General features: G+C 45.6%; 35 protein-coding genes and 1 pseudogene. 31 read left to right on the forward strand and 5 right to left on the reverse strand.

Features of this window, described 5'->3' with window-relative positions:
- The 3 genes from BLR65_RS03430 to BLR65_RS03440 form a co-directional block, all read left to right on the forward strand.
- Positions 1–170: nickel-dependent hydrogenase large subunit (locus tag BLR65_RS03430; RefSeq protein WP_143122484.1), on the forward strand; the 170-nt coding region annotated here is incomplete at its 5' end.
- A gap of 355 nt (positions 171–525) precedes the next feature.
- Complete coding sequence (locus BLR65_RS03435) at positions 526–1,275, forward strand: TPM domain-containing protein (RefSeq protein WP_093792522.1); 750 nt, start codon at positions 526–528, stop codon at positions 1,273–1,275.
- Positions 1,269–1,652: a NusG domain II-containing protein gene (locus tag BLR65_RS03440; RefSeq protein WP_093792524.1), complete on the forward strand. Its 384-nt coding sequence runs from the start codon at positions 1,269–1,271 to the stop codon at positions 1,650–1,652. The genes BLR65_RS03435 and BLR65_RS03440 overlap by 7 nt, the downstream gene beginning before the upstream one ends.
- 54 nt (positions 1,653–1,706) lie before the next feature.
- Here BLR65_RS03440 and BLR65_RS03445 read toward each other — a convergent pair whose 3' ends face one another.
- Positions 1,707–2,051 carry a four-helix bundle copper-binding protein gene (locus tag BLR65_RS03445; RefSeq protein WP_093792526.1) on the reverse strand — a complete coding sequence of 115 codons (345 nt, stop codon included), beginning with the start codon at positions 2,049–2,051 and terminating at the stop codon, positions 1,707–1,709.
- Between the two features lie 133 nt (positions 2,052–2,184).
- Here BLR65_RS03445 and BLR65_RS31680 point away from each other — a divergent pair, with 133 nt between their 5' ends.
- Positions 2,185–2,265, forward strand: a complete 81-nt coding sequence (locus BLR65_RS31680; RefSeq protein ID WP_093792528.1) for a hypothetical protein — start codon at positions 2,185–2,187, stop codon at positions 2,263–2,265.
- Positions 2,266–2,343: 78 nt separating this feature from the next.
- A complete protein-coding gene (locus BLR65_RS03455) occupies positions 2,344–4,767 on the forward strand; it encodes a heavy metal translocating P-type ATPase (protein WP_425441009.1) in 2,424 nt (807 codons plus the stop codon).
- 156 nt (positions 4,768–4,923) lie between these two features.
- Here BLR65_RS03455 and BLR65_RS03460 read toward each other — a convergent pair whose 3' ends face one another.
- Together BLR65_RS03460 and BLR65_RS03465 are read right to left on the reverse strand one after the other, a co-directional pair.
- Positions 4,924–5,190, reverse strand: a complete 267-nt coding sequence (locus BLR65_RS03460; RefSeq protein WP_093792530.1) for a hypothetical protein — start codon at positions 5,188–5,190, stop codon at positions 4,924–4,926.
- Between the two features lie 36 nt (positions 5,191–5,226).
- Positions 5,227–5,523, reverse strand: coding sequence for a hypothetical protein (locus tag BLR65_RS03465; RefSeq protein WP_143122486.1), 297 nt, complete (start codon positions 5,521–5,523; stop codon positions 5,227–5,229).
- Positions 5,524–5,704: 181 nt separating this feature from the next.
- Here BLR65_RS03465 and BLR65_RS03470 point away from each other — a divergent pair.
- From BLR65_RS03470 to BLR65_RS03495, 7 genes and pseudogenes are all read left to right on the forward strand, one after another.
- Positions 5,705–5,827: pseudogene (locus tag BLR65_RS03470) on the forward strand (cation transporter); the annotation flags it as partial.
- Positions 5,828–5,983: 156 nt separating this feature from the next.
- Positions 5,984–6,151, forward strand: coding sequence for a YgaP-like transmembrane domain (locus BLR65_RS03475; protein WP_245692410.1), 168 nt, complete (start codon positions 5,984–5,986; stop codon positions 6,149–6,151).
- 456 nt (positions 6,152–6,607) lie between these two features.
- Positions 6,608–6,916: a DUF2680 domain-containing protein gene (locus BLR65_RS03480; protein ID WP_093792538.1), complete on the forward strand. Its 309-nt coding sequence runs from the start codon at positions 6,608–6,610 to the stop codon at positions 6,914–6,916.
- Positions 6,917–7,133: 217 nt separating this feature from the next.
- On the forward strand, positions 7,134–7,274 hold the full coding sequence (locus BLR65_RS29465; RefSeq protein ID WP_169716896.1) for a hypothetical protein: 141 nt from the start codon (positions 7,134–7,136) through the stop codon (positions 7,272–7,274).
- Positions 7,275–7,293: 19 nt separating this feature from the next.
- Positions 7,294–8,112 (forward strand): prolipoprotein diacylglyceryl transferase, encoded by an 819-nt coding sequence (gene lgt / locus BLR65_RS03485; RefSeq protein WP_093792540.1) that lies wholly within the window; start codon positions 7,294–7,296, stop codon positions 8,110–8,112.
- Between the two features lie 6 nt (positions 8,113–8,118).
- Entirely contained in the window at positions 8,119–8,760 is a 642-nt protein-coding gene (locus tag BLR65_RS03490; protein WP_093792542.1) for a methyltransferase family protein, read from the forward strand.
- Positions 8,761–8,985: 225 nt separating this feature from the next.
- A complete protein-coding gene (locus BLR65_RS03495) occupies positions 8,986–9,540 on the forward strand; it encodes a LemA family protein (protein WP_093792544.1) in 555 nt (184 codons plus the stop codon).
- 63 nt (positions 9,541–9,603) lie between these two features.
- Here BLR65_RS03495 and BLR65_RS03500 read toward each other — a convergent pair whose 3' ends face one another.
- Entirely contained in the window at positions 9,604–10,275 is a 672-nt protein-coding gene (locus tag BLR65_RS03500; RefSeq protein WP_094607922.1) for a GGDEF domain-containing protein, read from the reverse strand.
- A gap of 122 nt (positions 10,276–10,397) precedes the next feature.
- Here BLR65_RS03500 and BLR65_RS03505 point away from each other — a divergent pair, with 122 nt between their 5' ends.
- From BLR65_RS03505 to BLR65_RS03590, 18 genes are all read left to right on the forward strand, one after another.
- Positions 10,398–11,738: an HD-GYP domain-containing protein gene (locus BLR65_RS03505; RefSeq protein WP_093792548.1), complete on the forward strand. Its 1,341-nt coding sequence runs from the start codon at positions 10,398–10,400 to the stop codon at positions 11,736–11,738.
- 213 nt (positions 11,739–11,951) lie between these two features.
- On the forward strand, positions 11,952–12,650 hold the full coding sequence (locus BLR65_RS03510) for a response regulator transcription factor (protein WP_093792550.1): 699 nt from the start codon (positions 11,952–11,954) through the stop codon (positions 12,648–12,650).
- A complete protein-coding gene (locus tag BLR65_RS03515) occupies positions 12,643–13,746 on the forward strand; it encodes a sensor histidine kinase (RefSeq protein ID WP_093792552.1) in 1,104 nt (367 codons plus the stop codon). The genes BLR65_RS03510 and BLR65_RS03515 overlap by 8 nt, the downstream gene beginning before the upstream one ends.
- 230 nt (positions 13,747–13,976) lie before the next feature.
- Positions 13,977–15,011, forward strand: a complete 1,035-nt coding sequence (locus BLR65_RS03520; protein ID WP_093792554.1) for a hypothetical protein — start codon at positions 13,977–13,979, stop codon at positions 15,009–15,011.
- A 65-nt stretch (positions 15,012–15,076) separates the two neighbouring features.
- Positions 15,077–15,730: a hypothetical protein gene (locus tag BLR65_RS03525; protein ID WP_093792556.1), complete on the forward strand. Its 654-nt coding sequence runs from the start codon at positions 15,077–15,079 to the stop codon at positions 15,728–15,730.
- 28 nt (positions 15,731–15,758) lie between these two features.
- Positions 15,759–16,544, forward strand: coding sequence for a cytochrome b/b6 domain-containing protein (locus BLR65_RS03530; RefSeq protein ID WP_093792558.1), 786 nt, complete (start codon positions 15,759–15,761; stop codon positions 16,542–16,544).
- The gene (locus BLR65_RS03535) at positions 16,534–16,875 is read left to right on the forward strand and encodes a hypothetical protein (protein WP_093792560.1); all 342 of its coding nucleotides are present in this window, start codon (positions 16,534–16,536) and stop codon (positions 16,873–16,875) included. The genes BLR65_RS03530 and BLR65_RS03535 overlap by 11 nt, the downstream gene beginning before the upstream one ends.
- A gap of 4 nt (positions 16,876–16,879) precedes the next feature.
- The gene (locus BLR65_RS03540) at positions 16,880–17,497 is read left to right on the forward strand and encodes a hypothetical protein (protein WP_093792562.1); all 618 of its coding nucleotides are present in this window, start codon (positions 16,880–16,882) and stop codon (positions 17,495–17,497) included.
- Between the two features lie 220 nt (positions 17,498–17,717).
- On the forward strand, positions 17,718–18,011 hold the full coding sequence (locus tag BLR65_RS03545; protein ID WP_093792564.1) for an SHOCT domain-containing protein: 294 nt from the start codon (positions 17,718–17,720) through the stop codon (positions 18,009–18,011).
- A gap of 118 nt (positions 18,012–18,129) precedes the next feature.
- Positions 18,130–18,402: a hypothetical protein gene (locus tag BLR65_RS03550; RefSeq protein WP_093792566.1), complete on the forward strand. Its 273-nt coding sequence runs from the start codon at positions 18,130–18,132 to the stop codon at positions 18,400–18,402.
- Between the two features lie 167 nt (positions 18,403–18,569).
- The gene (locus BLR65_RS03555) at positions 18,570–19,049 is read left to right on the forward strand and encodes a hypothetical protein (RefSeq protein WP_093792568.1); all 480 of its coding nucleotides are present in this window, start codon (positions 18,570–18,572) and stop codon (positions 19,047–19,049) included.
- Positions 19,050–19,239: 190 nt separating this feature from the next.
- On the forward strand, positions 19,240–19,422 hold the full coding sequence (locus tag BLR65_RS03560; RefSeq protein WP_093792570.1) for a hypothetical protein: 183 nt from the start codon (positions 19,240–19,242) through the stop codon (positions 19,420–19,422).
- 316 nt (positions 19,423–19,738) lie between these two features.
- Positions 19,739–19,930, forward strand: a complete 192-nt coding sequence (locus BLR65_RS03565) for a hypothetical protein (RefSeq protein ID WP_093792572.1) — start codon at positions 19,739–19,741, stop codon at positions 19,928–19,930.
- A gap of 157 nt (positions 19,931–20,087) precedes the next feature.
- Positions 20,088–20,549, forward strand: coding sequence for a hypothetical protein (locus tag BLR65_RS29470; RefSeq protein ID WP_176772675.1), 462 nt, complete (start codon positions 20,088–20,090; stop codon positions 20,547–20,549).
- Between the two features lie 206 nt (positions 20,550–20,755).
- Entirely contained in the window at positions 20,756–21,361 is a 606-nt protein-coding gene (locus tag BLR65_RS03575; RefSeq protein WP_169716897.1) for a DUF2231 domain-containing protein, read from the forward strand.
- Positions 21,362–21,491: 130 nt separating this feature from the next.
- Positions 21,492–22,112 carry a class I SAM-dependent methyltransferase gene (locus BLR65_RS03580; protein ID WP_093792578.1) on the forward strand — a complete coding sequence of 207 codons (621 nt, stop codon included), beginning with the start codon at positions 21,492–21,494 and terminating at the stop codon, positions 22,110–22,112.
- 194 nt (positions 22,113–22,306) lie between these two features.
- The gene (locus BLR65_RS03585; RefSeq protein ID WP_093792580.1) at positions 22,307–22,516 is read left to right on the forward strand and encodes an SHOCT domain-containing protein; all 210 of its coding nucleotides are present in this window, start codon (positions 22,307–22,309) and stop codon (positions 22,514–22,516) included.
- A 187-nt stretch (positions 22,517–22,703) separates the two neighbouring features.
- Positions 22,704–23,000 carry an SHOCT domain-containing protein gene (locus tag BLR65_RS03590; protein ID WP_093792582.1) on the forward strand — a complete coding sequence of 99 codons (297 nt, stop codon included), beginning with the start codon at positions 22,704–22,706 and terminating at the stop codon, positions 22,998–23,000.
- A 122-nt stretch (positions 23,001–23,122) separates the two neighbouring features.
- Here the strand turns inward: BLR65_RS03590 and BLR65_RS28920 are convergent, their stop codons facing one another.
- The gene (locus BLR65_RS28920) at positions 23,123–23,599 is read right to left on the reverse strand and encodes a hypothetical protein (protein ID WP_143122487.1); all 477 of its coding nucleotides are present in this window, start codon (positions 23,597–23,599) and stop codon (positions 23,123–23,125) included.
- Between the two features lie 68 nt (positions 23,600–23,667).
- Between BLR65_RS28920 and BLR65_RS03600 the strand changes: the two genes are divergently transcribed.
- Positions 23,668–23,922 carry an SHOCT domain-containing protein gene (locus BLR65_RS03600; RefSeq protein WP_093792586.1) on the forward strand — a complete coding sequence of 85 codons (255 nt, stop codon included), beginning with the start codon at positions 23,668–23,670 and terminating at the stop codon, positions 23,920–23,922.
- The last annotated feature ends 94 nt before the right edge of the window (positions 23,923–24,016 follow it).

Genomic DNA, 24,016 nt, shown 5'->3' on the forward strand with positions numbered 1-24,016 from the left:
GGGACGCTGAAGGAAAACGCGGGCCGGTGGAACAAGCGCTGATTGGTGTACCGGTGACTGATCCCGAAAACCTGATCGAGGTAGGGCGGGTGGTACGTTCGTTCGATCCGTGTTTTACTTGTGCGGTGCACGCGCTGCAAGTTCCTAATGCCAAACCTATTTTCATATAAGAAAATACATTACTAAACTTTTCGCTGGCAATGTTTGCAGTTTGTTAATAGTAAACAAGTAATCATAAACCTGCTTGATGGCATGGATATCGAAAGTGAATTTGAATGAAGATATAAGAGAGGGGGCAGTTTAGGTGATTTGTAATCACTTTAACTGCCCTACTTTTTATTATTGAGCATAACGATTCGACTGTAACGAAAGACCACTCATTTTACTGAAGAAAGGGCAAATGCTATCCGATGTACGATACATAGACTTTGATAAAAATATAAGTTCTTCACCAAATATTCATAACTTCTTCATACGGAAAGAGTACAATTAGTCTAAAGAGTTAGATAAAAGTAGGTGACTAGAATGAAGAAGTTACTGGTTTGGCTCATACTTGTGATATCTTTGGCAGTGACTGCCGTAGCTTCAGCCCAGACGACAATACCGCCTGCACCGGTCAGCAGCCGGTATGTGCAGGATTATGCCGGTGTATTGTCTGATGAAACAAAAGTTAAGATCAATAAACTAGGCAGGAAAATAGCAGAAAGTACTAAGGCGCAAGTGGTTGTTGTCACGGTGAATTCGTTAGAAGGTGTGCCGATTGAAGAGTATTCCCTCGGGATTCTCCGTAAGTGGGGGATTGGCGACAAGAACCAGAATAATGGTGTCCTACTACTGATTGCAGTAAATGACAAGCAGTCGCGAATTGAGGTTGGATATGGCTTGGAGGGAGTCCTTAATGACGCCAAGGCAGGTAGAATTTTGGATGAATCAGTACTGCCGTATTTTCAACAAGGTGACTACAATCGCGGCGTGTGGACAGGATACAAGGCGTTGGTCGGCACTATATCGGGGGAGTACGGTAAAGATGGACGCTCCAATGAAAAAAATAAAGCAGCCGATGCAAGCCTAGGTGTCGCTACTTGGTGGAACGGATTACCCGGATGGCTGCAAGTGATAGCTTTTGTTGGTTTGGCCGCACTGGTAGCAGGTGACTGGTTATTCTTCGGCGGCAGTATTACTTTACTCTTATTATCGTTGTTGCGTTTCCGTGGTGGTGGCGGCGGTTACGGAGGCGGGTCAGGCGGTGGCGGAGGCGCTGACCGCAAATGGTAGGAATGACAAGGGCTGATAAGGTATTGGTTGTTTTAGTACTCCTGATAGCTATAGTCGGGATTGGGCTCAACATGTCCATAGTGGCTGCGGGTGGCGAGCAAAAAGCCGAAATATGGGTGGAGGGTACCTTATATAAAACTGTGCCGCTCAAAGAGGGATATAAGCAAGAAATCCGGATTGGCGGCGACTCTCACTATGACATTATCGAGGTGCAGCACACCAGAATTCGGGTGCGAGAAGCCGATTGTCCCAACCAGGACTGTATTAAGATGGGCTGGATCCAGCACGCACCGCAGCAAATTGTTTGTCTTCCTTATCGCATTGTCATCAAAATTGTGTCTTCGGCGCCAGTTGATACAGATACGATAGTTCGCTAGCAAAAAGTCCCCGTTACGTAAGCCGGCTGCTTAGGTGACGGGGGCATATTGCTGTTACTGAGCCATTTTCCGGCACTCTGCCGCGCATGCCTTGCAAGCGTCGGCACACTGTTGACAATGGGGATCTTTGAATTGAGCGCAGTCACTGGCGCAAGCATCGCAAATGGTTGCGCAGAGAGAACATAGTTGTTTGGCATGATGGCTACCCCGGGCCATATATTGGGCAGACATGGCGCATATGTCAGCACAGTCACGGAGCATATTGATACAGTGGGCTCTTGCTTTAACATCGGCTTCCTGCAGGCACAAAGACAAGCATTCCTCGCAGGCTTGCATACATCCGTTGCAAGCATCGATACATGTCTGCATCTTGTTTGGTGCAGTTAGTACTGTAGGCATGGATATCCCTCCTAATATAATTTACTCTCTTATTATTTCAACGGGTACGGTAATTATTCGGTATGGTTACTCTGCTTTTGTCTAGGCAAAACTAAATGAAGGCCGCTATTGCGTAGATATTCTGCAGCAGATTATGGCGGCGAGGGTCGCACTCAATCAGGTAGCACTTATAATGATTGAAGTCATATTAAAAGTTGTGTGGTTGACGTTATAAAAGAAAACCGTATGGAAGAGGCTATTGATGAGTAGATAGGCGTCTTATCCAAGTTTACAAAGTGAAGGGGTGAAAGAATTGACTGAGTCCAATAAAGCATCTGTAGAAAATATGCTTTTAAAAGTAGAAGGCATGACTTGTGCCGCCTGCGCCAGCAGGGTGGAACACGGGCTCTCCAAACTAAAAGGAGTAGAAAAGGCTGCTGTTAATCTTGCCACTGAGAAGGCTTCGGTGACCTACGACCCGAAACAAATCAGCCTTAGCGAGGTAGTAAAAAAAATAGAGGATTTAGGCTATCAGGTTATTAAGGATAAAATCGATTTAAAGATAACCGGCATGACCTGCGCGGCCTGCTCGGGTCGGGTGGAAAGAGGCTTGAATAAGCTGCCCGGCGTTGTGAGCGCCGTTGTCAACCTGGCGGTGGAGAAGGCTACGGTGGAGTATTATCCGGGCGTAATCAGCTTTAACGATATTAAGGGTAAAATTGAAACCCTTGGTTATGGTGTGCATGATGTAGCAGATACCGCCGCGGTAGACAAAGAAAAGAAGGCCCGTGAAGCAGAGGTTAGCAGGCAGCGCTTTCGCTTGCTGGTAGCTACCGTGTTTTCCCTGCCGCTGCTGCTGGCGATGGCCATGCATATGTTGGGGGTAATGGGCAGGGCTACCGAGTTACTGATGAATCCGTATCTTCAGTTGGTACTGGCAACGCCTGTCCAATTTATCGCCGGCTGGCAGTTTTACCGGGGTGCCTATCTAGCGATTAAGAACGGCAGCGCGAACATGGATGTTCTGGTGGCACTGGGAACATCGGCTGCTTATTTTTATAGCATAGCTAACGTACTTCGCCAGGCACCCGACTTATATTTTGAAACATCGGCTATTTTGATAACGCTCATCATTTTGGGTAAATTGCTGGAAGCTACTGCCAAGGGGCGGACCTCTGAGGCCATTAAGGCCCTTATGGGGCTGCAGGCCAAGACGGCCAGAGTGTTACGTGATGGACAGGAAAGCGACATTCCGGTCGAATCGGTCCTGGTCGGCGATGTTGTAATAGTGCGTCCAGGCGAAAAAGTTCCGGTCGATGGGGTTATTGTTGAAGGGACATCCACGCTGGATGAGTCGATGCTTACCGGGGAAAGTTTGCCTGTTGATAAAAAAGTTGGTGACCAGGTAGTTGGCGCAACTATTAATAAATTGGGAACATTTAAATTCAAGGCTACTAAAGTTGGCAAAGATACCGCCTTGGCACAGATTGTACGTATTGTTGAAGAAGCCCAAGGGTCGAAAGCGCCAATTCAGCGTTTTGCCGATGTGGTATCAGCATATTTTGTACCGGTCGTCGTAGGCTTGTCGGTGCTAACCTTTGCAGTATGGTTCTTTTTCCTGGACCCAGGCAATTTCTCGCGGGCGTTGGTTAATTTTACTGCCGTATTAGTTATCGCATGTCCCTGCGCACTTGGTTTAGCTACGCCGACCTCAATTATGGTAGGGACAGGTAAAGGCGCGGAAAACGGAATATTAATAAAAGGCGCTGAGCACTTAGAGAATGCCCATAGACTGACAACCATTGTTCTTGATAAAACAGGCACAATTACCAAAGGTGAACCTGAAGTTACTGATATTGTGGCGCTGGCTGGGCTTGCAGAAGTTGAACTAGTGAGGCTGGCTGTCAGGGCAGAGAAAAACTCCGAGCATCCCTTGGCCCAGGCTATTGTTAACTATGGTAAAAAGCAAGGTATATCTCCGGAAGACCCTGAGTCTTTCACTGCCATTCCGGGGCATGGGGTCGAGGTTACCATTGAAGGTAAACGAATTTTACTGGGTACTCGCAAGCTAATGCATGAAAATAATATTGAGTTTGCAGCAGCTGTTCCTCAAATTGAAGAGTTGGAGCTGCAGGGCAAGACAGTCATGCTGTTTGCCTTGGAAGACAAGCTAAGTGGTTTGTTCGCTGTAGCTGATACCGTAAAAGAGAATTCGGCTCAAGCTGTATCCGAACTGCAAAAGATGGGCATAGAAGTATGGATGATAACAGGAGATAATATTCGTACTGCTCAGGCCATGGCTCAAACGGTTGGCATAGACAATGTTATGGCCGAGGTACTGCCAGAGAATAAAGCTGAAAAGGTAGCGGCACTCAAAAAAGAGGGCAAGGTTGTGGCTATGGTCGGGGACGGCATTAACGATGCACCGGCGCTGGCTACCGCCGATGTGGGCTTTGCGATTGGTACAGGTACCGATGTTGCTATTGAGGCTGCCGATATTACGCTAATGCGGGGTGACCTGACCGGCATTGTGGCTGCCATTCGCTTAAGTAAGGCAACTATGCGCAATATTAAGCAGAATCTATTCTGGGCGCTTGTCTATAATTCGCTGGGCATTCCAGTTGCGGCAATGGGCTACTTATCGCCAGTATTAGCAGGGGCAGCTATGGCTTTTAGTTCGGTTTCAGTGGTAACAAACGCGCTGAGACTGAAAGGGTTCAACCCGTATAGGGATTAAACCAGGGACGTGTATATGACTGTTTTTTTAGGGGGGAGGTTGTGAGTCCAGCACCGGAAACAATATTGAAATTGAGGGCATGTCTTGCGGACATTGTAAAATGGCTGTTGAGAAAGCACTCCGTAAAGTTTTTAATAAAAACCTGCTCCGGGAAAATCATTTATTTAAAATTTGTTGAATTTGCTGTTCTAATTCTTTTATTTGATTTTGCACATCGTCTGCCTGTTTTTCTTGCTGAAGGCTGGTCAATGCTTGTTCTTGAGCAACTATCATTGTCATCAAGGTTCCTACTGCAGCTAAAAAATTACCCAGTACGTTTATTTGATTTATATTTAACCCTTTAGAGAAGCCCAGAGCAACAAGAACCGCTAAGATAGTAAGTTCATCCGTAGATAACTCAAAGAAAAGCATTTCATTTTCCATTTTTTTATTCCTTATAAATAATAAATTTGGTAATGTTTATTTCTCATGCGAGCAGGTATTCTTTTTTGTTAATTCATCAACACGCTTTTGCAGCTTCTGTAACTCCAATTCTATTTCTACAAACTCAAGGGCTGCTTCTCTGTTTTGTTGACTTTTATTTTGAGGTTCAGCGTTTAAATCGGAACTTTTTATTAATATGTTTCCTAGCACAATAAATAAACTGCCAAGGATTTCTTGCTCGTTAGGATTTAATTCTTCAGCTAATATTTTTGCAGCCTGAGCAGCCAATCGCATGACTTTTTCGGGATCTAATGGTTCAAGATGATTTGCCACTAATTTTATATACGGCGAAATCGAATACATTATGCCTCCCCCTATTTTCCATACAATTATATATCAATTTAATAAGAGTATATGATGACAAATTTTATATTATCTCAAAATCTGTGAGAATTGTAGCCATAATCCGTGTAATTAAGGCGACCATACGAACTATTAAAAGTCATGCGGTCAATGCAAAATGATTGCTGAAAAAGCACTCCAGGCCATTCCAGGAGTGGTAAGTGCCAGTGTTGATCTGGCAAAAAAAGAAGCGCTTGTGAAGGCTGTGGAAGACGCTGGCTTTGACGTGGTTTAATTACGGGATTAGAAAAAATATGCAGAAGCCTGCACAGTAGGCTTCTGCGTATTTTGGTTTAGGTCATCGGTGAATGATACGGTCTGGATTGGGAAAGATAGATTATATCTATGTCGCTTATTTGTATTGGAGCTATCTAAGGGGGAGTAGGTCTTGGTGCTTGATCTTAGAAAGAATTTAGGTAACACGGATAGAATAATTCGAAGTATAATTGGTATAATTTTACTATGGTTGGTTATTTCCAAATCATTGACAGGCTGGTGGACAACCATTGCGCTGATTTTTGCAGTATTTCAGTTTGTAGAAGCAGTATGGGGCTACTGAATTGTCTATGATCTTATGGGTTGGTCAACCCGTTAAATAGCGGCTACAGAAACTTGATAATAAAGAAAGACTTAGCTTCAGGTGAGGTTTTAACCCCATCTGAAGTTTAGTCGACCTTATCCAGGGACTTAGACGCTCGCCTGTGCCCTTTGGGTATAACTCCCGCTTGTAGAAGCGGGAGTCTTAGAGCGACTTAGTCATCGGATAAAACCAACAGAACGGACAAAGTCTTTTATAGATTTTGTTCGTTTTTTATTAGGCAGAAATAGTTTACCTATGTTAAAGGTTACGATTGTGGCATTACGATAACTTCCACTATCATTCTCGTTTGGGAATAGGTTCACCGGTTATCCTAGGTAGGTTTTGCAAATCGCACAAGTTCTTTAAGAAGTATTCATAGGTTCTTCATAATGACTTGCTATAATAAAGACAAATCCAAGCAAGGAGGAACACAAAATGAAAAAAGGTTTAATTATAGGTCTGGCCGCTTCACTGGTTATTACGCTAGGAGCCACCTTGGCTTTTGCGGAGTCGACTGCACCCGGTATGATGGATAAAGGGCAAATGAACGAAATGCACAAAAAAATGGTGGAGCAGCATGTGAAAGACGGTGTGCTGACGCCGGAACAGGCCAAAGCCATGGATGAGCATATGGCTAACATGGGTTCTATGATGAACGGCATGATGAGTGGTAACGGCGGAATGATGGGTGGCAATGCCAGTTGTCATTCCAGCCAGCAAAGTACTGATATTCCTCAGCAATAGATGTATGACGCAAACAGTCCTCACTTAGGAGGACTGTTTGTTTTTTTATGCGAAAAAATCAAATTTTCTTCATACTATCTTCATAGGTTCTTCATAAAAAGTTGCTATGATTATAAGAAAGATAGCGCTCTAAAGCTCTACCTTACGAAACTGGCAGTGTTAGAGCAGGATAGCTCCAGATAAAGCGGCTTGGTTACTGGAATGAAGGAGGATTAGCATGGAACAACATAAGCAGGATTTACCTACTGGTGATAACCAAGAAACGTACACACCTTGGCAGAATCTAATTTTAAAATTGCTAAAGTGGGGAGCATGGACAGCAAGCGCAGTGGCGATGGTCTATGCTATGCATTATTAAACTGTAGGAGGAAGTCATCTTGCAACCAATCTTATTTACTATCGGGGAATTCGAAGTTCGTGCCTGGGGCCTAATGGTGGCTTTAGGCGTATTAGCTGGTTTATGGCTGGCAACACGGTTGGGAAAAAACAGTGAATTTACCGAAGATATTCTGCTAGAGTATGTAGTGTACGGCCTGTTTGCCGGAATCTTGGGGGCCAGGCTGTGGGAGGTTGTATTTTCTTGGGAACAATATGCTGCCAATCCGCTGCATGCCCTGATGTTCTGGGAAGGAGGCCTGTCCATACAGGGAGCGGTCATAGCCAATGTCTTACTGGCACTCAGGTATTTTCCCCGCAAGGGATTATCGTTTAGGCGGTTTGTCGATATTGGCGCGCCGGCGCTGATTTTAGGTCAGGCCATTGGACGTATTGGGTGTTTGTTCAATGGCGATGCCTATGGAAAACCCACTGATGCCTGGTATGGTGTGGTTTATCAGCCGGGAACTCCGGCGTATTCCGCCTGGGGGAACGTGCCGCTGGTACCGGCTGAACTGTTTGAGGCTGGGCTTGATATGGTAATCCTTTGGGTATTACTGTATTTATTTCCGCGTAAGCAATTTGACGGTCAGGTGGCGCTAGCCTATTTTGTGCTGTATTCACTGGCCAGGTTCGGGTTAGAGTTTTTACGCACAGATAGTCTCTTAATCGGCGGACTCAAGGCTGCGCAGCTTACAGCCTTACTCACGGCATTGGCGGCCAGTTTGCTGTGGGCATGGTATGCGACCCGGACTAAGGTTGTCATACGAGAAGTAGGTTATCTCAGAAATTTGGATAGAAAAAAAGCGAAAGGGGTGTAGGTAGCAATGGCACATTACGGTTTATGGCCGATAGTCATTATTAACTCATTGATTATTATTGTCTTTGTGTTTAGTTTTTCGCGGCCGCGTTCACTCAAAGATTGGCGTACCTTTGGTACGTTTTCGGCTTTTATTGTGGCGCTGTTTACCGAGATGTATGGTTTTCCGTTGACAATCTATTTGCTCTCAGGCTGGTTGGGAAGCCGTTATCCGGAGCTGGATATCTTTTCCCACGACTATGGACATCTTTGGTATACTTTGCTCGGATTTACCGGTGATCCGCATAGCAATCCCATTCATGGCGTTAGTGACATACTCATATCCGGGGGGCTAATTTTTCTTGGGTTTACGTGGATTTTCTTATATAGAGCGCAACGCAGGGGCGTAGTTGCGACTAGCGGGCCGTATGCCTATGTGCGTCACCCCCAGTATATTGCGTTTATCGCGGTCATGACCGGCTTCTTAATTCAATGGCCGACACTGCTTACAGTGCTCATGTATCCGGTACTTATCCGTATGTATGTGTGGTTGGCGCGTCAGGAAGAAAAGGAAGCCCTGGAACAATTCGGGGAGGAATATGCCAGTTATGCAGCTGTTACCCCCGGATTTATTCCCTTTAGCCGTTCCGGGATGCGTAAAGCCTCATAGTTACACTAGGTTTTGCCTAGCTTTGAACAGCTAGGCTTTTTTAATAAGGGCATATAATACGCTGCTAATGTCTCAGTTCCTAGCAAAATATCACAATTTCTTCATGGCTTCTTCAAAACTTCTTCATAATTATGGTGTATACTGAAGTCATAAAATAAGTTCGAGCAACTAGCTTTCGGTCATATAGAGTGGCTGTTAGCAAGAACACTTTAAGGAGGAACTACTATGAATAAAACAGTGTGGATTGTTTTGGCGGTTGTAGCGGTTATAGCAGTTAGTGTTTTTTCGGGATATAACAATTTAGTCGGCATGAGCGAGAATGTGAACGGCAAGTGGAGTCAAATCGAAAACCAGCTTCAGCGCCGGGCCGACTTGATTCCCAACCTGGTTAACACGGTAAAAGGCTACGCCGGTCATGAGCAGCAAACCATTCAAGCGGTAGCCGATGCGCGGGCTAAACTGGGCGGGGCCCAAGGACCTGCTGCTAAAGCACAGGCCAATAGCGAACTGAGTTCAGCTTTAAGCAGGCTACTGGTAATATCGGAAAACTACCCTAACTTAAAAGCGGACAAAAACTTTCGGGCCCTCATGGATGAACTGGCAGGAACAGAAAACCGTCTAGCTGTCGCCCGTAAGGATTACAATGAAAGCGTCCAAGGGTATAACACGTCTATCCGCTCATTGCCTGCCAGTATTATTGCCGGCCCGATGGGGTTTGGTCCCAAAGAGTATTTTAAAGCCGATGAGGGCGCAAAACAGGTGCCGCAGGTTAAATTTTAGTAAGTTGGCTCTCAATAAGCAAGGCCCGGCAATCGCCGGGCCTATAACCTTACTGCTATGGGATCACTTTGAAAATATAGTGCAATCTTTATGAACTTTTGCCCGGTACAGAGCCTGGTCGGCAAGAGCGAGCAGCGCATCACTGCCAGTGGCTGCTGTACTGGAGACTATCCCAATACTGACGCTCGAATTATACTTGGCAAGCTTTGAATTAACTGTCTGCCGGATGGTTTCCGCCGTGGTACAGGCGGTCTCTTGCGTGGCATTTCGCAGAAGGAGGGCAAATTCGTCTCCGCCCAGCCGTGCCGCAACATCGGTGGGGTGTATATTGTTTTGTAATACCCTGGCAAGAGCTTTGAGCGCTTCATCACCTGCTTGATGACCAAACGTATCATTGATACACTTAAAATTATCCATATCCAGCATGAAGAGAAAGGTGGTTGCACTGGTGTCGGGACAGCGGAGTTCTTGCTTTAGTATTTCAAAAAAATACTTGCGGTTCCACAGCTGGGTTAAGCTGTCAGTATAGACGAAATGATAGAGCTTGCGGATCAGTAGGCCGTAGGCTATTCCGACAATTGCCTGAATAACAAAAAAGATGGACCAGTAAAAATAGTGCCACTCATTACTAATGGCATGCTTTTCTAACAGATAACAGCTTAGTCCGAATAATAGGCCGAGAATACCTAAGATGACGGGAAGACTTTTTAACATAATAGTGCGGTATCTGTACATAATCACAGTCCTTTGCCCTAAATATTCCAGGATGGTGATTTTATTATACTGTACAGCCTCGGAGCTGACTATATATTTTTAAGCTCGTGGGTTGCTTGTCTATTGAAGGGGGCGTTTATCCTTTGCCAACGCTAAAGTTTTCTTTGCAGACCAAACTGTTTGCCTCATTTTTTTTACTTTCGGCTATCATTACTATGGCAATTTCTTATACCTTATTTTTACATATGCGCACAAATCACTTGGATACATTAAAACGTGATCTTGTAGTCACGGCCAACATGGCCGTCATGCATGTTGCCGGTGAAGCTCAACTAGAGCTTACCGGACAGGTGCCGGAAGAGCCGGCCGATAAGCGGCTACGGCAGCTTATGCAGTCAATTGGCAAAAATAGTCCAGATATTGCCCGAGTATTTCTGCTGCAGCGTTTCGCCGATAATGAGCAATTGATAATACGTAGTGAATGGGATGCCCGGAATGATAACGGGCGGCAAATTGGTACGATACATAATGACCAGTCAGTTACTTTTTGGGATGGCAATCGACCTATGGTTACCGATAATAGTGAAACAGGTACTGTAACTGTGTATGCCCCGGTAAAGGTTGACTCGCGAACGGTGGCCTGGCTGGCACTTGAGGTAGATGCAGCCGCTGTGGCCAACGATACCCGTCATTTTGCCGAGCGGGTATTTATAGTTGCATCAGGAGCGGTTGCCGTGGTCGGGGTGTGCAGTTGGTTCCTTGCCAGGAATTTCGCCGCTAGAATTCAGAGGCTTGATTTAGCCATCGATCAAATTGCGGCCGGCAAGCATGATGTTCACCTGAGAGTAGAGGGGAGCGACGAGGTGTCCCTGCTTGCCGCTCGGATTAATAGTCTGGCCACTGCCCTACATGGTGAACGGGAAAGTTTGATGATGTCTACGATTGAATCACTGGTAACGGCCCTGGAAGCCAAGGATGCTTATACCTATGGACACTCCTCCCAGGTTGCCAGTATAGCTGAGGCTATTGGACGCGAACTTGGGCTTGCTGAGGACGAACTATTAACCTTGCGGATTGCTGCGTTACTCCATGATATTGGCAAGATAGGCATTCCTGACCACATACTCAATAAGCCAGGCCGGCTGGATGCGGAGGAGTGGGCCATAATTAAGCAGCATCCTGAAACCGGCGCTAAGATTATCGCTGGTATTCCTGCCCTTAAAGAGGTAGCCGAGAGTGTAAGACATCATCACGCCCGCTGGGATGGAGAGGGATACCCAGAGGCTCTATCGCGAGACAATATACCGTTAGGAGCGCGTATTATTGCTGTGGCTGACACCTATCAGGCCATGATCTCAGATAGGCCGTACCGGACAGGTATGCCGGAAGAGGTGGCGCTAGAAGAGATTCGTCGTTGTATTGGTGACCAGTTTGACCCCCAGGTGGTGGACGCGTTTGTAAAAAGTGCACATGGGCTTAATTAGGTGTAACGGGTAGGGCGGCAAAGGCCGCCCTTTGTTTATTTTCTGGTTAGCAAGATTCAATTTACATAAGTTTTTCATAGATTCTTCAAAAGTTCTTCATATTAAAAGTGTATACTGGTGTTAATTAGGGTACACTTGGTCAATTACAAACGATATTTTATATTGCAGTAGTAGGAGTCACAAGGATACAGAAGTAATCGAGGAGGTACTACAATGGCGCAAAATTCAGTGTTACTAGTGGACGATGATGCCAAATTGGTAAAATTGTTAAAAATATATTTTGAGAAGGATGGGTTTATTGCCTATACGGCGGCTGATGGCATTGATGCGTTAATGGCTGTGCGCGAACATCGGCCTGATATTATGGTGCTTGACTTGATGATGCCTGGCATTGACGGCTGGGAAGTATGCCGGCGGCTGCGTAAAGATAATGATATTCCGATTATTATGCTTACTGCCCGGGATGAAGAAAGTGACCGGCTGGTGGGCCTGGAACTGGGCGCCGATGACTATGTGACTAAACCTTTTAGTTCCAAAGAGGTAGTGGCCCGTGCCAAGGCCATATTGCGGCGTACCAATAGGGCCGTTTTACGCAAAGAGACCATTAAAATTGGTGGTTTGACAATTGACATGGATTCTTACCAGGTAAGCCGGGACGGCCAAGTGGTGGAGCTAACACCCACCGAATTTAAGATAGTAGAACTGCTGGCTACCAACCCGGGAAAGGTGTACAGCCGCCTTCAAATCGCCGAACAAGTTCATGGTTACACGTTCGAGGGGTACGAACGGACCATTGATGCCCATATAAAAAACTTACGGCGCAAGCTGGAAGCTAACCCCAAAGAACCGCAGTATATCCAGACCGTTTATGGGATGGGCTATAAATTAGCCGGGGTGGCCAAGGATGAATAGCATTGTCTACCGGATTACCGGCCTCATGTTTTTATTTGTGGCCTTTACCGTGGTACTACTAATCTATCTTGCCGATTATCAGATGGATCAGCTCTTTCGGGAGTATTTGCTGGTTATGGGGCGCGGCGGCATGAGGCATCACATGGGGCAGGCTGAATTAACATTTTTAGCCTCTGTCCATAGGTCCCTAACTTGGGTAGGGGCCATACTCATTGTGCTAGGGTTAATGGCAAGCTATTCCTTAGCACGCAGTATCACCGTACCACTACGTAGACTTAGCCTAGCTGCCGAGGCTATTGAACAGGGGGATTTTGAGCAACGGGTACCGATTTCCTCAAAAGATGAGGTAGGACATCTGGCCAAAATTTTTAACCGGATGGCCAAAACGCTCGAAAATAACATGAAGTTAAGGCAGCAGCTATTGGCTAATATTGCCCATGAATTGAGGACGCCAATTGCTATTATCAAGGGTCACCTGGAAGGCATGTTAGATGATGTGATTGACTTAAATAAAGAAGAAGTGGCGTCACTTCATGAGGAAACCATTCGGCTGAATCGCCTCATTACCGATCTCAAAGACTTGTCACTGGCTGAGGTTGGGCAGCTTTCCCTGGATAAGCAACCTACCAATATTAATTATCTCGTACGCCGGACTATTCAATTGATGAAAACAACGATTGACGAAAAGAAAATGGTTGTCCAGTGTAATTTAAATGATAAATTGCCTGAGATTCACGTCGACCCTGACCGGATTAGTCAGGTAATTAGCAATATTTTTGTTAACGCACTACGATATACCCCAGATAGGGGCAAAGTTTCGGCAACAACAGGATTAGAGAAAATGGAAGGTCGGCAGTGGGTAAAAATTGCTGTCAGTGATAACGGGCCAGGTATCGCGCCTGACGATATTCCCCACATCTTTGACCACTTTTACCGGGGCGAAAAATCCCGGGACCGCAAAAGCGGCGGTTCTGGGCTGGGATTAGCCATTGTGAAGCAATTGGTAGAATTCCACGGCGGTAAAGTCATGGTCGATAGTAGTCAAGGCGCGGGAACCACCTTTTTTGTATATTTACCCTATACTGTTGTAAGGTAACAACCCGGCGCGGCCGGGTCTTTTCTTTTTGCAAGGTCTTCCTGGAAAAATTCATCAGATATTCATAATGTCTACATAAGAAATTCATATGAGTTTGCTATAGTTAAACTAGAAGCATACAAGGGAGGGACAGCCTATTCGCACCAGGGTTCATACATAGGGCCATAGAGTAATATTTTAGCCAGAAAGAGTTCGGCCCAGCAGTATTTTATAACAATGGAGAGGATAATATGCGATTTTTCAAGGTGGTACTATCAGGTATTCTGGTACTGGCGATGGCTGGGGGCGGCGTATACTGGGCCCAGATGAATGGCTGGAATGTGTTCGATCTGCCCATGCTTACCGGCGGACACAGTCAGCACCAGGCGAGCGCACCTCAAGGCCACAGTGGCCATGGCGGGGGCAGCACTCAACCGCCACTCAGTCCTTTTAACAATCTGGCCAGCCAGAATAAGGACAAGCTGGTACAAGCTAGTGTGGTATTAAATCAAGTTATGGAGCAAATCACCAATGACCCGTATTCGCAGATTACGGTAGGCCGCCGCACTGACAGTGGGGAAGGCAGCGGCAATATCAGTATCACCCCCCGTGAAGGTGTGACAATTAATATTGCCGGTGAGAAGGAAAAAGGCCATGAGCTGCCTCCTGGCACTACTGCCGTGTATGACCAGGCCAAATTAGAGCAACTGCACTATGGGATTTTTAAATTCTCGCAAGCCATTGCCTTGATTAATGATCTCAACAATGATTTGACTGATCAGAGTGTGTTGGTGGAGGCCAATCCGCCAGACCTGCAAACCTATGTAATGCGGTACAACTTGCTATTACAAAACCGTACTAAGCTTAATCAAGCCACAAGGCTGCTGGGCGAATCCATGACACTAGTTAACATCAACCCTTATGCACCGGCTAGCGGTTATGTGTACAATAGCCAGCGGATGAAGGAGCTTCATCAGGGTATCGCAGAGCTGGCTCGCATTTCGTTACAGCTAAACAGACTAAATGAGGATATGAACCAACAGCTGATGCAGGCCGCCTATGACGCCAAGCTTGCCCGTGTTCAGGCTATGAACCCGATGCAGGCTGCCGGCATGAACCAGGCCCAGAATCATAGCGCCCACAACGCCCAATCTGGAACTGACTTTTTTAGTAACAGTTCAGGGGTATTTAGTCTTGGCTTAATTGTCATAATCTTTGGCCTGGTATTGGGAGTACTTGTCCTGATTAAAAAGCTGATCCGTGAATTGATTGCGCCACAAGAATAGATTGGCGCTAGTGACGTCCGGGCAAAGATTGTTACTTGATAAGCATAAGAGATGGAGGGTTATGTATGGGTGATGCATTAAAAAAAGATCCAATTTTAAAGACAGTTCTCGTAGTATTTCTGGGCTTGATTGTGTTTAGTTTCCTCTTTGGCTTTAACTTTGGCGGAACCGGCTATGATGCAAGTGCCAGCCAGGCTAGCCAACACGCCAGTCACCATGGCGGGATGGGTGCCGGGGCAGCCGGTGGCCCAGGCTATATGACTGGGATAATACCTGGGCTAATTCAGTTCCTTATCCAAATACTCATGGTATTACTGGTGTTTGCGCTCATTGCCGGGATTGTTATCGGCGTGAAAAACTTTGTCGCTAAACAGGATTCAGAAGCATTAAAAAAGTATCCTGTTATCGAATATATCAACCAGGACCCTGTGCTTAAGGTGCTCGTCATTGCTATCGCCGGTATCTTCGGGCTGTATCTAGTAACCGGCCTGTTGAGTGGTATTGGTTTTGGCTCAGGGTATAACGTCTCGCCTCAGTTTATGATTCTCAATCTGATTAATTTCCTGGTAAAACTTCTCATGATTGCTTTTGTGGCTTTCGGCAGTTTGGCTCTCTGGCAGTACTTCAAGAATCAGGCTCCCGCTCAGCCGCCGAAACAAGAGATAATTCAATTGGAGGCGTCCCGTCCTGCTCACAAGGCAGGGAACGAGCCTGAATAAATAGACTCATGGTTTACAGGTGGTTATTATGAAGTTGAAATTGGAGTTTGTTTTGCACTGGCTGATGGCCATAACCTTTTCCATACTGGCCATCAGCGGTCTGGCCATGGCTGGGGCCCGGTTTGGTTGGATTCTCAATTATGATATTGCGACCGCCGACATCGTTCACCGGGTCACAGCCGTTATCTATGTAATCGTTACTTTGGCTTCTATTGGGCAAGAGGTTATGCGGGTATTGCGGTCAGACAGCAAAAAGGATTTGCCATGGTCAATTTTTGGGCGCAGCGGATACGGCTTTTTTACCCTTGTTACAACGCTGCTGTTTATCCTTACCGGGGTAATACTCTGGAAAAGCCATCATAGCAATATGGCAGCCGTCGCTTTTGCCATGTTTGTTCATGAGAACCTTACATATATTGTCCTAGCCAGCCTTGTCTGGCATATGTATCAAAAGGCGCATGGATTGTTGTGGCCGAAACAGGCAGTGGCCAATAATCTGATGACTCAGCGCTGGTTTAAGCTAGTTGTTTGGTTCATTACATCGTCATTTTTCTTTGCCGTAGCTGCCATTATGGTATCCTTTGCCGGACCGCCGCCAGGTGGGCAGCAGATAAAGGCCTATATGGCCGGAATGATGCAGGCGATGGACAAATCGCTGATGGGACTAGCAAATATGGAGCCAGGGTTAACGGTTGCCGGACAGGTGACAGGCGTGCTCCCCATGTCGGCATCCATGCTGGTAATCCTTTTGATTCTAGCGTTTTTGCTGGCAATTGGCTTCTTGTGGGAGGGGCAGCAGAAAAATGAACGCTAAAAAACATTTTTGGCAACTGGCTTTTGGTTTTTTATTGCTAGTAGTGCTAGCGCTGATGAGTGCCTGGAATGAGCAACGAACTCAAGCCGGGATGATGGCGCAAATGATGGGGGGAAGCATGGGGGATATGATGCGTATGATGCATGCATCCAATATTACCTTAGCCGATCTCTTAACCTGGAAAAGCGAGGTGGGAATGACCCAGGGAGCAAAACAGGCAGGTTCATTCTTAATGTGGGTACATACAGTTACAACAAACACCATCTTTTTGTTAGTTCCGGTAATTTTGGCCGGCACAGTATTTTTACTGATTGTCTGGCAGTTGAGGTGAAGGAATGGGCTCTTTAGGTTTTTTGGGCTCGGTGTACATGTTCTTTTTACTAGCCCTCTTAGTTGTTGCCTTAGGGGCTGGGGCCAGCTACATTATCCAAACAGTGACCGGAGCAGTTGGCCAGATGGCTGCTGCGCCAGCCGGTACCACGGTAAAATCAAAACAACTATTTGGAGGAGGAAACAATATTATGGAAAACAATCAATGGCTTAGGTATGCTCTATACTCCTTTTTAGGAATTCTACTGCTCTTGGTTATCGGTGGGCTTGTCGCACCTAACCAGGCTATGTACGGCTACGGCCAGTATGGCCAAATGCCGATGGGTAACATGAACATGGGCCAAATGCCGATGGGTAACATGAACATGGGCCAAATGCCGATGGGTAACATGAACATGGGCCAAATGCCAATGGGCAACATGAACATGGGTCAAATGCCAATGGGCAACATGAACATGGGCCAAATGCCGATGGGTAACATGAACATGGGCCAAATGCCGATGGGCAACATGAACATGGGCCAAATGCCGATGGGCAACATGAACATGGGCCAGATGCCGATGGGCAATATGAACATGGGCCAAATGCAAGGTGGCGGCGGTATGGGTATGATGGGTATGTAATTAGTTTTAGCATAGTAAATATATGTGAAGTACTTTCAGCCTCGCAACGCCAATTTGATTTGCGAGGCTGAAGTGTAAAATTTCCTAAAATTCACAGGATATTCACAATTGTTTGCTATAATATACACGAGGAGTCCGTTACTTTTTTGGTGACTGGAGGTGGCGGACGGCGGTATACTACTATGTGTAACAAAATACAAAAAGTAAGGAGGCGTAAGGTATGGGTTATGGCATGATGAATTATGCAGGACAGGGCTATGGTTACGGGTACGGTTCTTCACTATTTGGCGGCTTATTCCATGGTGTATTTAGCCTGCTCTTTTGGGTATTGCTCTTGGCGGGACTGTACTTTCTAGTGCGATGGCTAATGGAAACAGTTTCCGGCAAATCTGCCTGTTTGCTTTCGGCAGCACCTGATGCAACTGGTTCCGCGATCGAGATACTTAAGCAGCGTTATGCTCGTGGCGAAATCAACCGTGAAGAATTTGAACGTATCAAACAGGACTTGGCTTAGCTATAGAAGTAAACGCATAAAAAAACAGTGCTCTTGGGCGCTGTTTTTTTGCTTAAACATGGTAAAATAGAGTAAAATTGGTAATAATTCATAAAGATAGATAAAGGGAGGTTTTTCCATGTTTAGTATGTTTAATTCGTTTTCAAATCCTTGGCTTAAAAAGGCAGCGTACTTCTTTTTGGGAGCCTTACTTGTAGCCGCGTTAATGGATGCCGTTACTCCCAGATATGGTATGTATGGAGCCGGATATGGCGTTGTACCGCCAGGTCCTATGCCTGTCATGGGTCCCAGCTTTGGGGGATATTACTCTCATCATATGGGAATGCATGGGCAACATATGAATGGATATGCTGCACCAATGTACAGCAATCCATATTTTAGGCCATATTAATTCCATTAGCACATAAATGTATTACCGTAATGCGGCTCTGGCTTACAGCGCCGCATTTTTTTTGCAAATAACAAAAAAACGATTCCCTCTTCATAAGTTCTTCATAATGAGCTGCTATAATAAGACCGAAAGGCGTAACAGCTTATACATACTTGAGGAGGATGCTCGTGAAAAAAGTAAAAGTCGTATTAGGTGGTATCGCGCTATTATTAACCGTGTCGCTGACAGCTGGTTGTGGTTCCAGTCAGCCGACTTCGCAACTGGCACAACAGGCGGCTCCTCAGCAGGCAGCCAGTCAGGAACATTCTCAGGGGCATAATCAGCAAATCCATTCTATGCCGGCAGGAGATCCGATGCCGTTCTTGGCCGATATGGAGAAACAGCTAGCTGACGTGGCCGCTAAGCAAAAAGCAAGCCAAACAGCTGAGGCACAGAAAGTGGCTGCACAACTTGTTCAGACTGCCGATAAGCTAGTGCCTCATATCATGGATGATGGATTAAAGAATAAGACCCGCCAAAGTGCTGTGGCCATTAAAGATGCCGTTCATGCAGCCAAAGTCGATCAGGCTGGCCTTGATGTCAAGATTAAGGAGCTTCAAGAATTATTGCTAAAAGTTAAGGGCGACTTAAGTAGTCATAAGCACTAAAATAAGAGAATCTATCTCGATACATTTTGTTTGACCTCTGCGCTTGCGTAGAGGTCTTTTAGCAAAATCACATAAATAATTCGTGTCTTCTTCATAACTTATTCACATTTTTGTGGTACTATTTGTATAAGTAAATGAAGGGTACTCACCCAAGCCCTCATGTCATTGTCAATACAAAGGAGCTGGATGTATGAATAAGATGGTATCTAAGTTAGTAGTAGCACTAATGATGGGAGCATTTGTAGCGACCTCCGGGATAGTTTCGCCGATTATACTCGCTGCTGAGCAAACCAATACTCAGCAAACTGAGCAGCAAGTGCCGCCACCTACTGATGGAAATAATCAGTCAAACGAGCATAGCGGCCACCACTAAGATACACCAAAAGACGAATCCTTCCTGCAATAGGCAAAGGTTTCGTCTTTTTTCTTTTTCCAGGAGAATCTTCATTAAATCTTCATTTTTGTTTGGTATACTAAATACATCCTCAGTAAATATAAATTTTTTTACGTTCCAACCATGGAAGCAGCTTGCCGGGAGTACCTCCCGGCTTTTTTTTGCGCAAAAAATAGGAGTAGTACTTTTGTCAGAATTCAAGGTTATCTTCATTAGATCTTCATATTGATTTGGTACAATGTACATAGGCGGATGGAAATGTCTGACCAAGCTTAAAAATGGGAGGAATACGAAAATGAATATGTCAAATGTATCAGCAGGTGGTTCAGCAAGTGGCATGGCAGGTATGTCCGGGTGCAGCGGGTCTCAGCATAGCCAGATGACTGCTGGCAAAAATACAGCAGCAACTGAAAAAGCTACGACTAGCAGCACTAAGCAGCTTAGTGTCGATCCGAAATTAGGTAAGACAGTAGATATTTCTGTATAAGAGATTACTGCGAAAATTACATAAGTTCTTCATCTCGTATTCATAAGATATTCATTTTAGTTTGTTATACTTGACGTAGAGGCAAGTCAATAGAGAAAAAAATTAGGGAGGTTCTAACATGATGATGATGATGGGTGGCATGGGTGGTGGCCAAGGTATGAGTCAAGGCATGAACCAAGGCATGAGTCAAGGCATGAACCAAGGTATGAACATGGGCATGAGTGGCATGAACCAGGGCATGAACATGGGTATGAATGGTATGAACCAAGGCATGAACATGGGCATGAACGGTATGAATCAAGGCATGAACATGGGTATGAACCAAGGTATGGGTTACATGAATCATGGTGTGGACGCGTATAACCAAATGGGGAATATGGCGATGACTAATCATGCAGGCATGGCCAACATGGCAAGTGTGCCTGGTATGATTCCGGGTTCTGGATTTGAGTCTATTTTGGGTAATCTTGCGGGCATTGCTATCACACTGCTGTTCTGGGCACTCCTTATCGGTGGTTCAGTATTCTTAGCAAGAGGCCTATGGGAGTTGTTTAAACCGAAAAAGACGGTGCAAGCCGCTCCGGTTGTAGTAGCCAAGCAAGTGGAAGTGCTTGATTAACTAATATAACAGAAAAAGTCAGCCTTATGGCTGGCTTTTTCTGTTGAGCCCTAAATTTCTATTCGAATTCATTAGAAATTCATATTCATCGTGTATAATAAAATGGCTTATGATAGTTTAGGCTGGGAGGGGGAAAGGTCACAGGAGGAATAGCCTGCATTGTTGAGAGTAATAACCGACCTATTTATATGAAAAGGAGTCATTGTATGCAAAACCTTCATCCTGCAGTGATACATTTTCCTATCGCTTTGCTGTTAATCGGTTTTTTATTTGATATAGTAAGCGTAGTCCTAAAAAAAGACTCATTACGCTCGGCCGGTTGGTGGTGTTTGCTTATAGGCGTTATGTCTATGGCCGTTGCCATTGGTTCAGGAATTTATGCAGAAAATACGGCTGGGCATAATGATGCGTCTCATGTTATTATGGAGCGTCATAAAAATATTGAGTATGCCGCCGCAGTTCTTTTTGGTTTCATGTTGGTTTGGCGTAGTATTAAAAAAACATTATTGCCTGGGACGGTAAGTCAGTTAGTTATCTATTTCGCTATTGGCGTATTGGCCGTAGGCACAATGACATATGGTGCCCATTTGGGCGGGCGTCTGGTTTATGAATTCGGTGTCGGGGTGGCGGCTGTACCGCAAGCGACCGGCACACATGAGCACGGCCATGGTGACGGAGCAGAGCATCATCACACCCCGCCGCCAGCCCCCGCCTCTAACAACACTGCAACGACGCCTCAGCCCAGTGCGACTAATGCCCCCAAGTCGGGCGAGACTCATGTACACAGTGACGGAGCGACTCATACACATTAACCTTATGTACAAAGCCAGCCGGTGACCCGGCTGGCTTGTTTGCATAGGACATAGGGCAGACACTGTTTGACTGGGTGCTGACGCGGGGATAATGTATACCAGATGTACATGTTCTAGGAGGAAGACTATCATGACTAAAAAAACACCGAAAAGCCATACCGATACCATCCGAAGAAGGTATAATCGGACTGCCCTGTTTTACGATTGGATGGATAAAATGATTCCGGTAAAACTTCGCCGTAAGGCCGTTGAGCAGGCTACAGGTAAGGTATTAGAGGTGGGGGTAGGCACCGGCGCTAATCTGGAATTTTACTTACCTGGTTGCCAAGTAACAGGGATTGATTTTAGTCCAGGCATGCTAAAAAAAGCCAAGCAAAAACTAACAAAGGCCAGGATACCTGTTACTCTGTTAGAGATGGATGCTCAACATATGACCTTTCCTGACAATACTTTTGATACTGTGATTGCTACCTGCGTTTTTTGTTCTGTACCCGATCCGGTTCAAGGCTTAAAAGAAGTTAAACGGGTATGCAAGCCAGGCGGGCGGATCATTTTGCTTGAGCATGTACGCAGTGAAAACCCGTTTTTAGGGTGGCTAATGGATGTTCTTAATCCGGTAGCTTTACATGTCATCGGTTCGAATATTAACAGGGAAACAGTAAAGAACGTGAATGAGGCAGGCATACAGCCGTATTCGATTGAGGAGTATTCAGGTAAGATAATTAAACTTATTGTGGCATCGCCAGTCTGAATCGGTTTTTGAACAACTGCAATTTTAATAACGAGTAAAGTTTCATAGGATTTACATCTAACCTTCATGAGATATTCACATAGACTTGATACAATAACTGTAACGGCAGGACGGTGGCGTTTAAATGGGTCATGGACCCAAACTGTCTCCGATACCGGCCCAGTTTTGATTATATTTATTAGGAGGCTTAGAAAATGATTATTATGTTACTATTATGGGTGGTTACGCTTGCAGGTGCGGTTTACTTAGCTAGGTGGGCTTGGGAGGCTTACGGGCATAAACTGAGACTTCCGAAAGTCGAGATAGATGCTCTTGAACTTGCTAAGCGTCGTTATGCCAGCGGGGAAATTGACCGTGATGAGTATCTTTCGATCAAGCAAGAATTGGCTGGGGCTCAGCACTAACTCTTAGGCGAGTGCAATTGAATAAGTCTTTTCCCATTACCCGGTAATTGTACCGGGTAATTGCTTTTTCTCACAAAATAAAAGTGGTTTAATATTGCAAAATCTAGCCAATCTTCATAGGTTATTCATATTGAATTGGTATAATACAGGTACGGAAGATAAATCAACAGAGAAGGGGGGGAAGAGGATGGGTCACTACACAACACCGATGTATTCCTATGCCGGCTACGGATATGATGGACTGTCATTTGTCGGTAATATTGCCCACCTGGTGATAACCGTGTTACTGTGGGTATTTGTTATCGCAATGATTTATCGTCTGTTGGGCTGGGTTTTAGACTTGGTTAGCTCCCGGCAACCCATTGCAATCTACAAATCATCTATGGCAACCGGGGCTACTAGGATACTCTATGAACGCTACGCCCGCGGCGACATTACCCGGGAGGAGCTTCAACAAATGAAACGCGATATGACAGGCATATGATTGGGCGTTAGCAAAATAAGAAATAGAGGGAGGTAGAAAAGATGGGTAAGAACATATGGCTGCGTTATGCAGTGTACTCTTTCTTCGGCTTGCTGCTGCTCATGATTGTATCCTCAGCCGTTTTACCGGCGCTGAGCATGAATGCAGTTCAAGGCGGAATGGCGGGTAACATGGGTCAGATGCCGGTGGGTTACACGAACATGGGGCAGATGCCGATGGGTTACACGAACATGGGTCAGATGCCGGTGGGTAACATGAACATGGGCCAAATGCCGGTGGGTAACATGAACATGGGTCAAATGCCAATGGGTTACACGAACATGGGCCAAATGCCGATGGGTAACATGAACATGGGTCAGATGCCGGTGGGTTACACGAACATGGGTCAGATGCCGATGGGTTACACGAACATGGGCCAAATGCCGATGGGTAACATGAACATGGGCCAAATGCCGGTGGGTAACATGAACATGGGCCAGATGCCGGTGGGTAACATGAACATGGGTCAGATGCCGGTGGGTAACATGAACATGGGCCAAATGCCGGTGGGTAACATGAACATGGGTCAAATGCCAATGGGTAACATGAACATGGGTCAATCGTCTATGGGGATGAGTTCCAGCAGCGGTATGATGGGAATGTAATTATTCAAATGGAGGGATGATTTATGTATTATTGGGGCTATTCGGGAGGCAGTTACGTAGGAAGCTTGCTATCAACTCTTGCGTCATTTCTTTTCTGGGCACTAGTGATAGTCGGCTTTGCCTATCTTATACGCTGGGCGTGGGACTTGGCCGGTGAAAAATTTGGTCAGCCAAAACCTGTAACCAATTCCCTGGAAATCGTCAAAAGACGTTACGCCAATGGGGAATTAAGCCGGGAAGAATATTTAGCTATAAGGGAAGAGTTACGTTCTTTGTAACAAGTAGAGCTAACCAAGCAAACAGCGTCGTGAATAACGGCGCTGTTTGCTTTTTTGTACTGTCATATTTGGAAAACTACCAACATATCATCAA

Origin of the sequence: Sporomusa acidovorans (assembly GCF_900101845.1) — a bacterium.
Classification (GTDB): Bacteria; Bacillota; Negativicutes; order Sporomusales; family Sporomusaceae; genus Sporomusa; species Sporomusa acidovorans.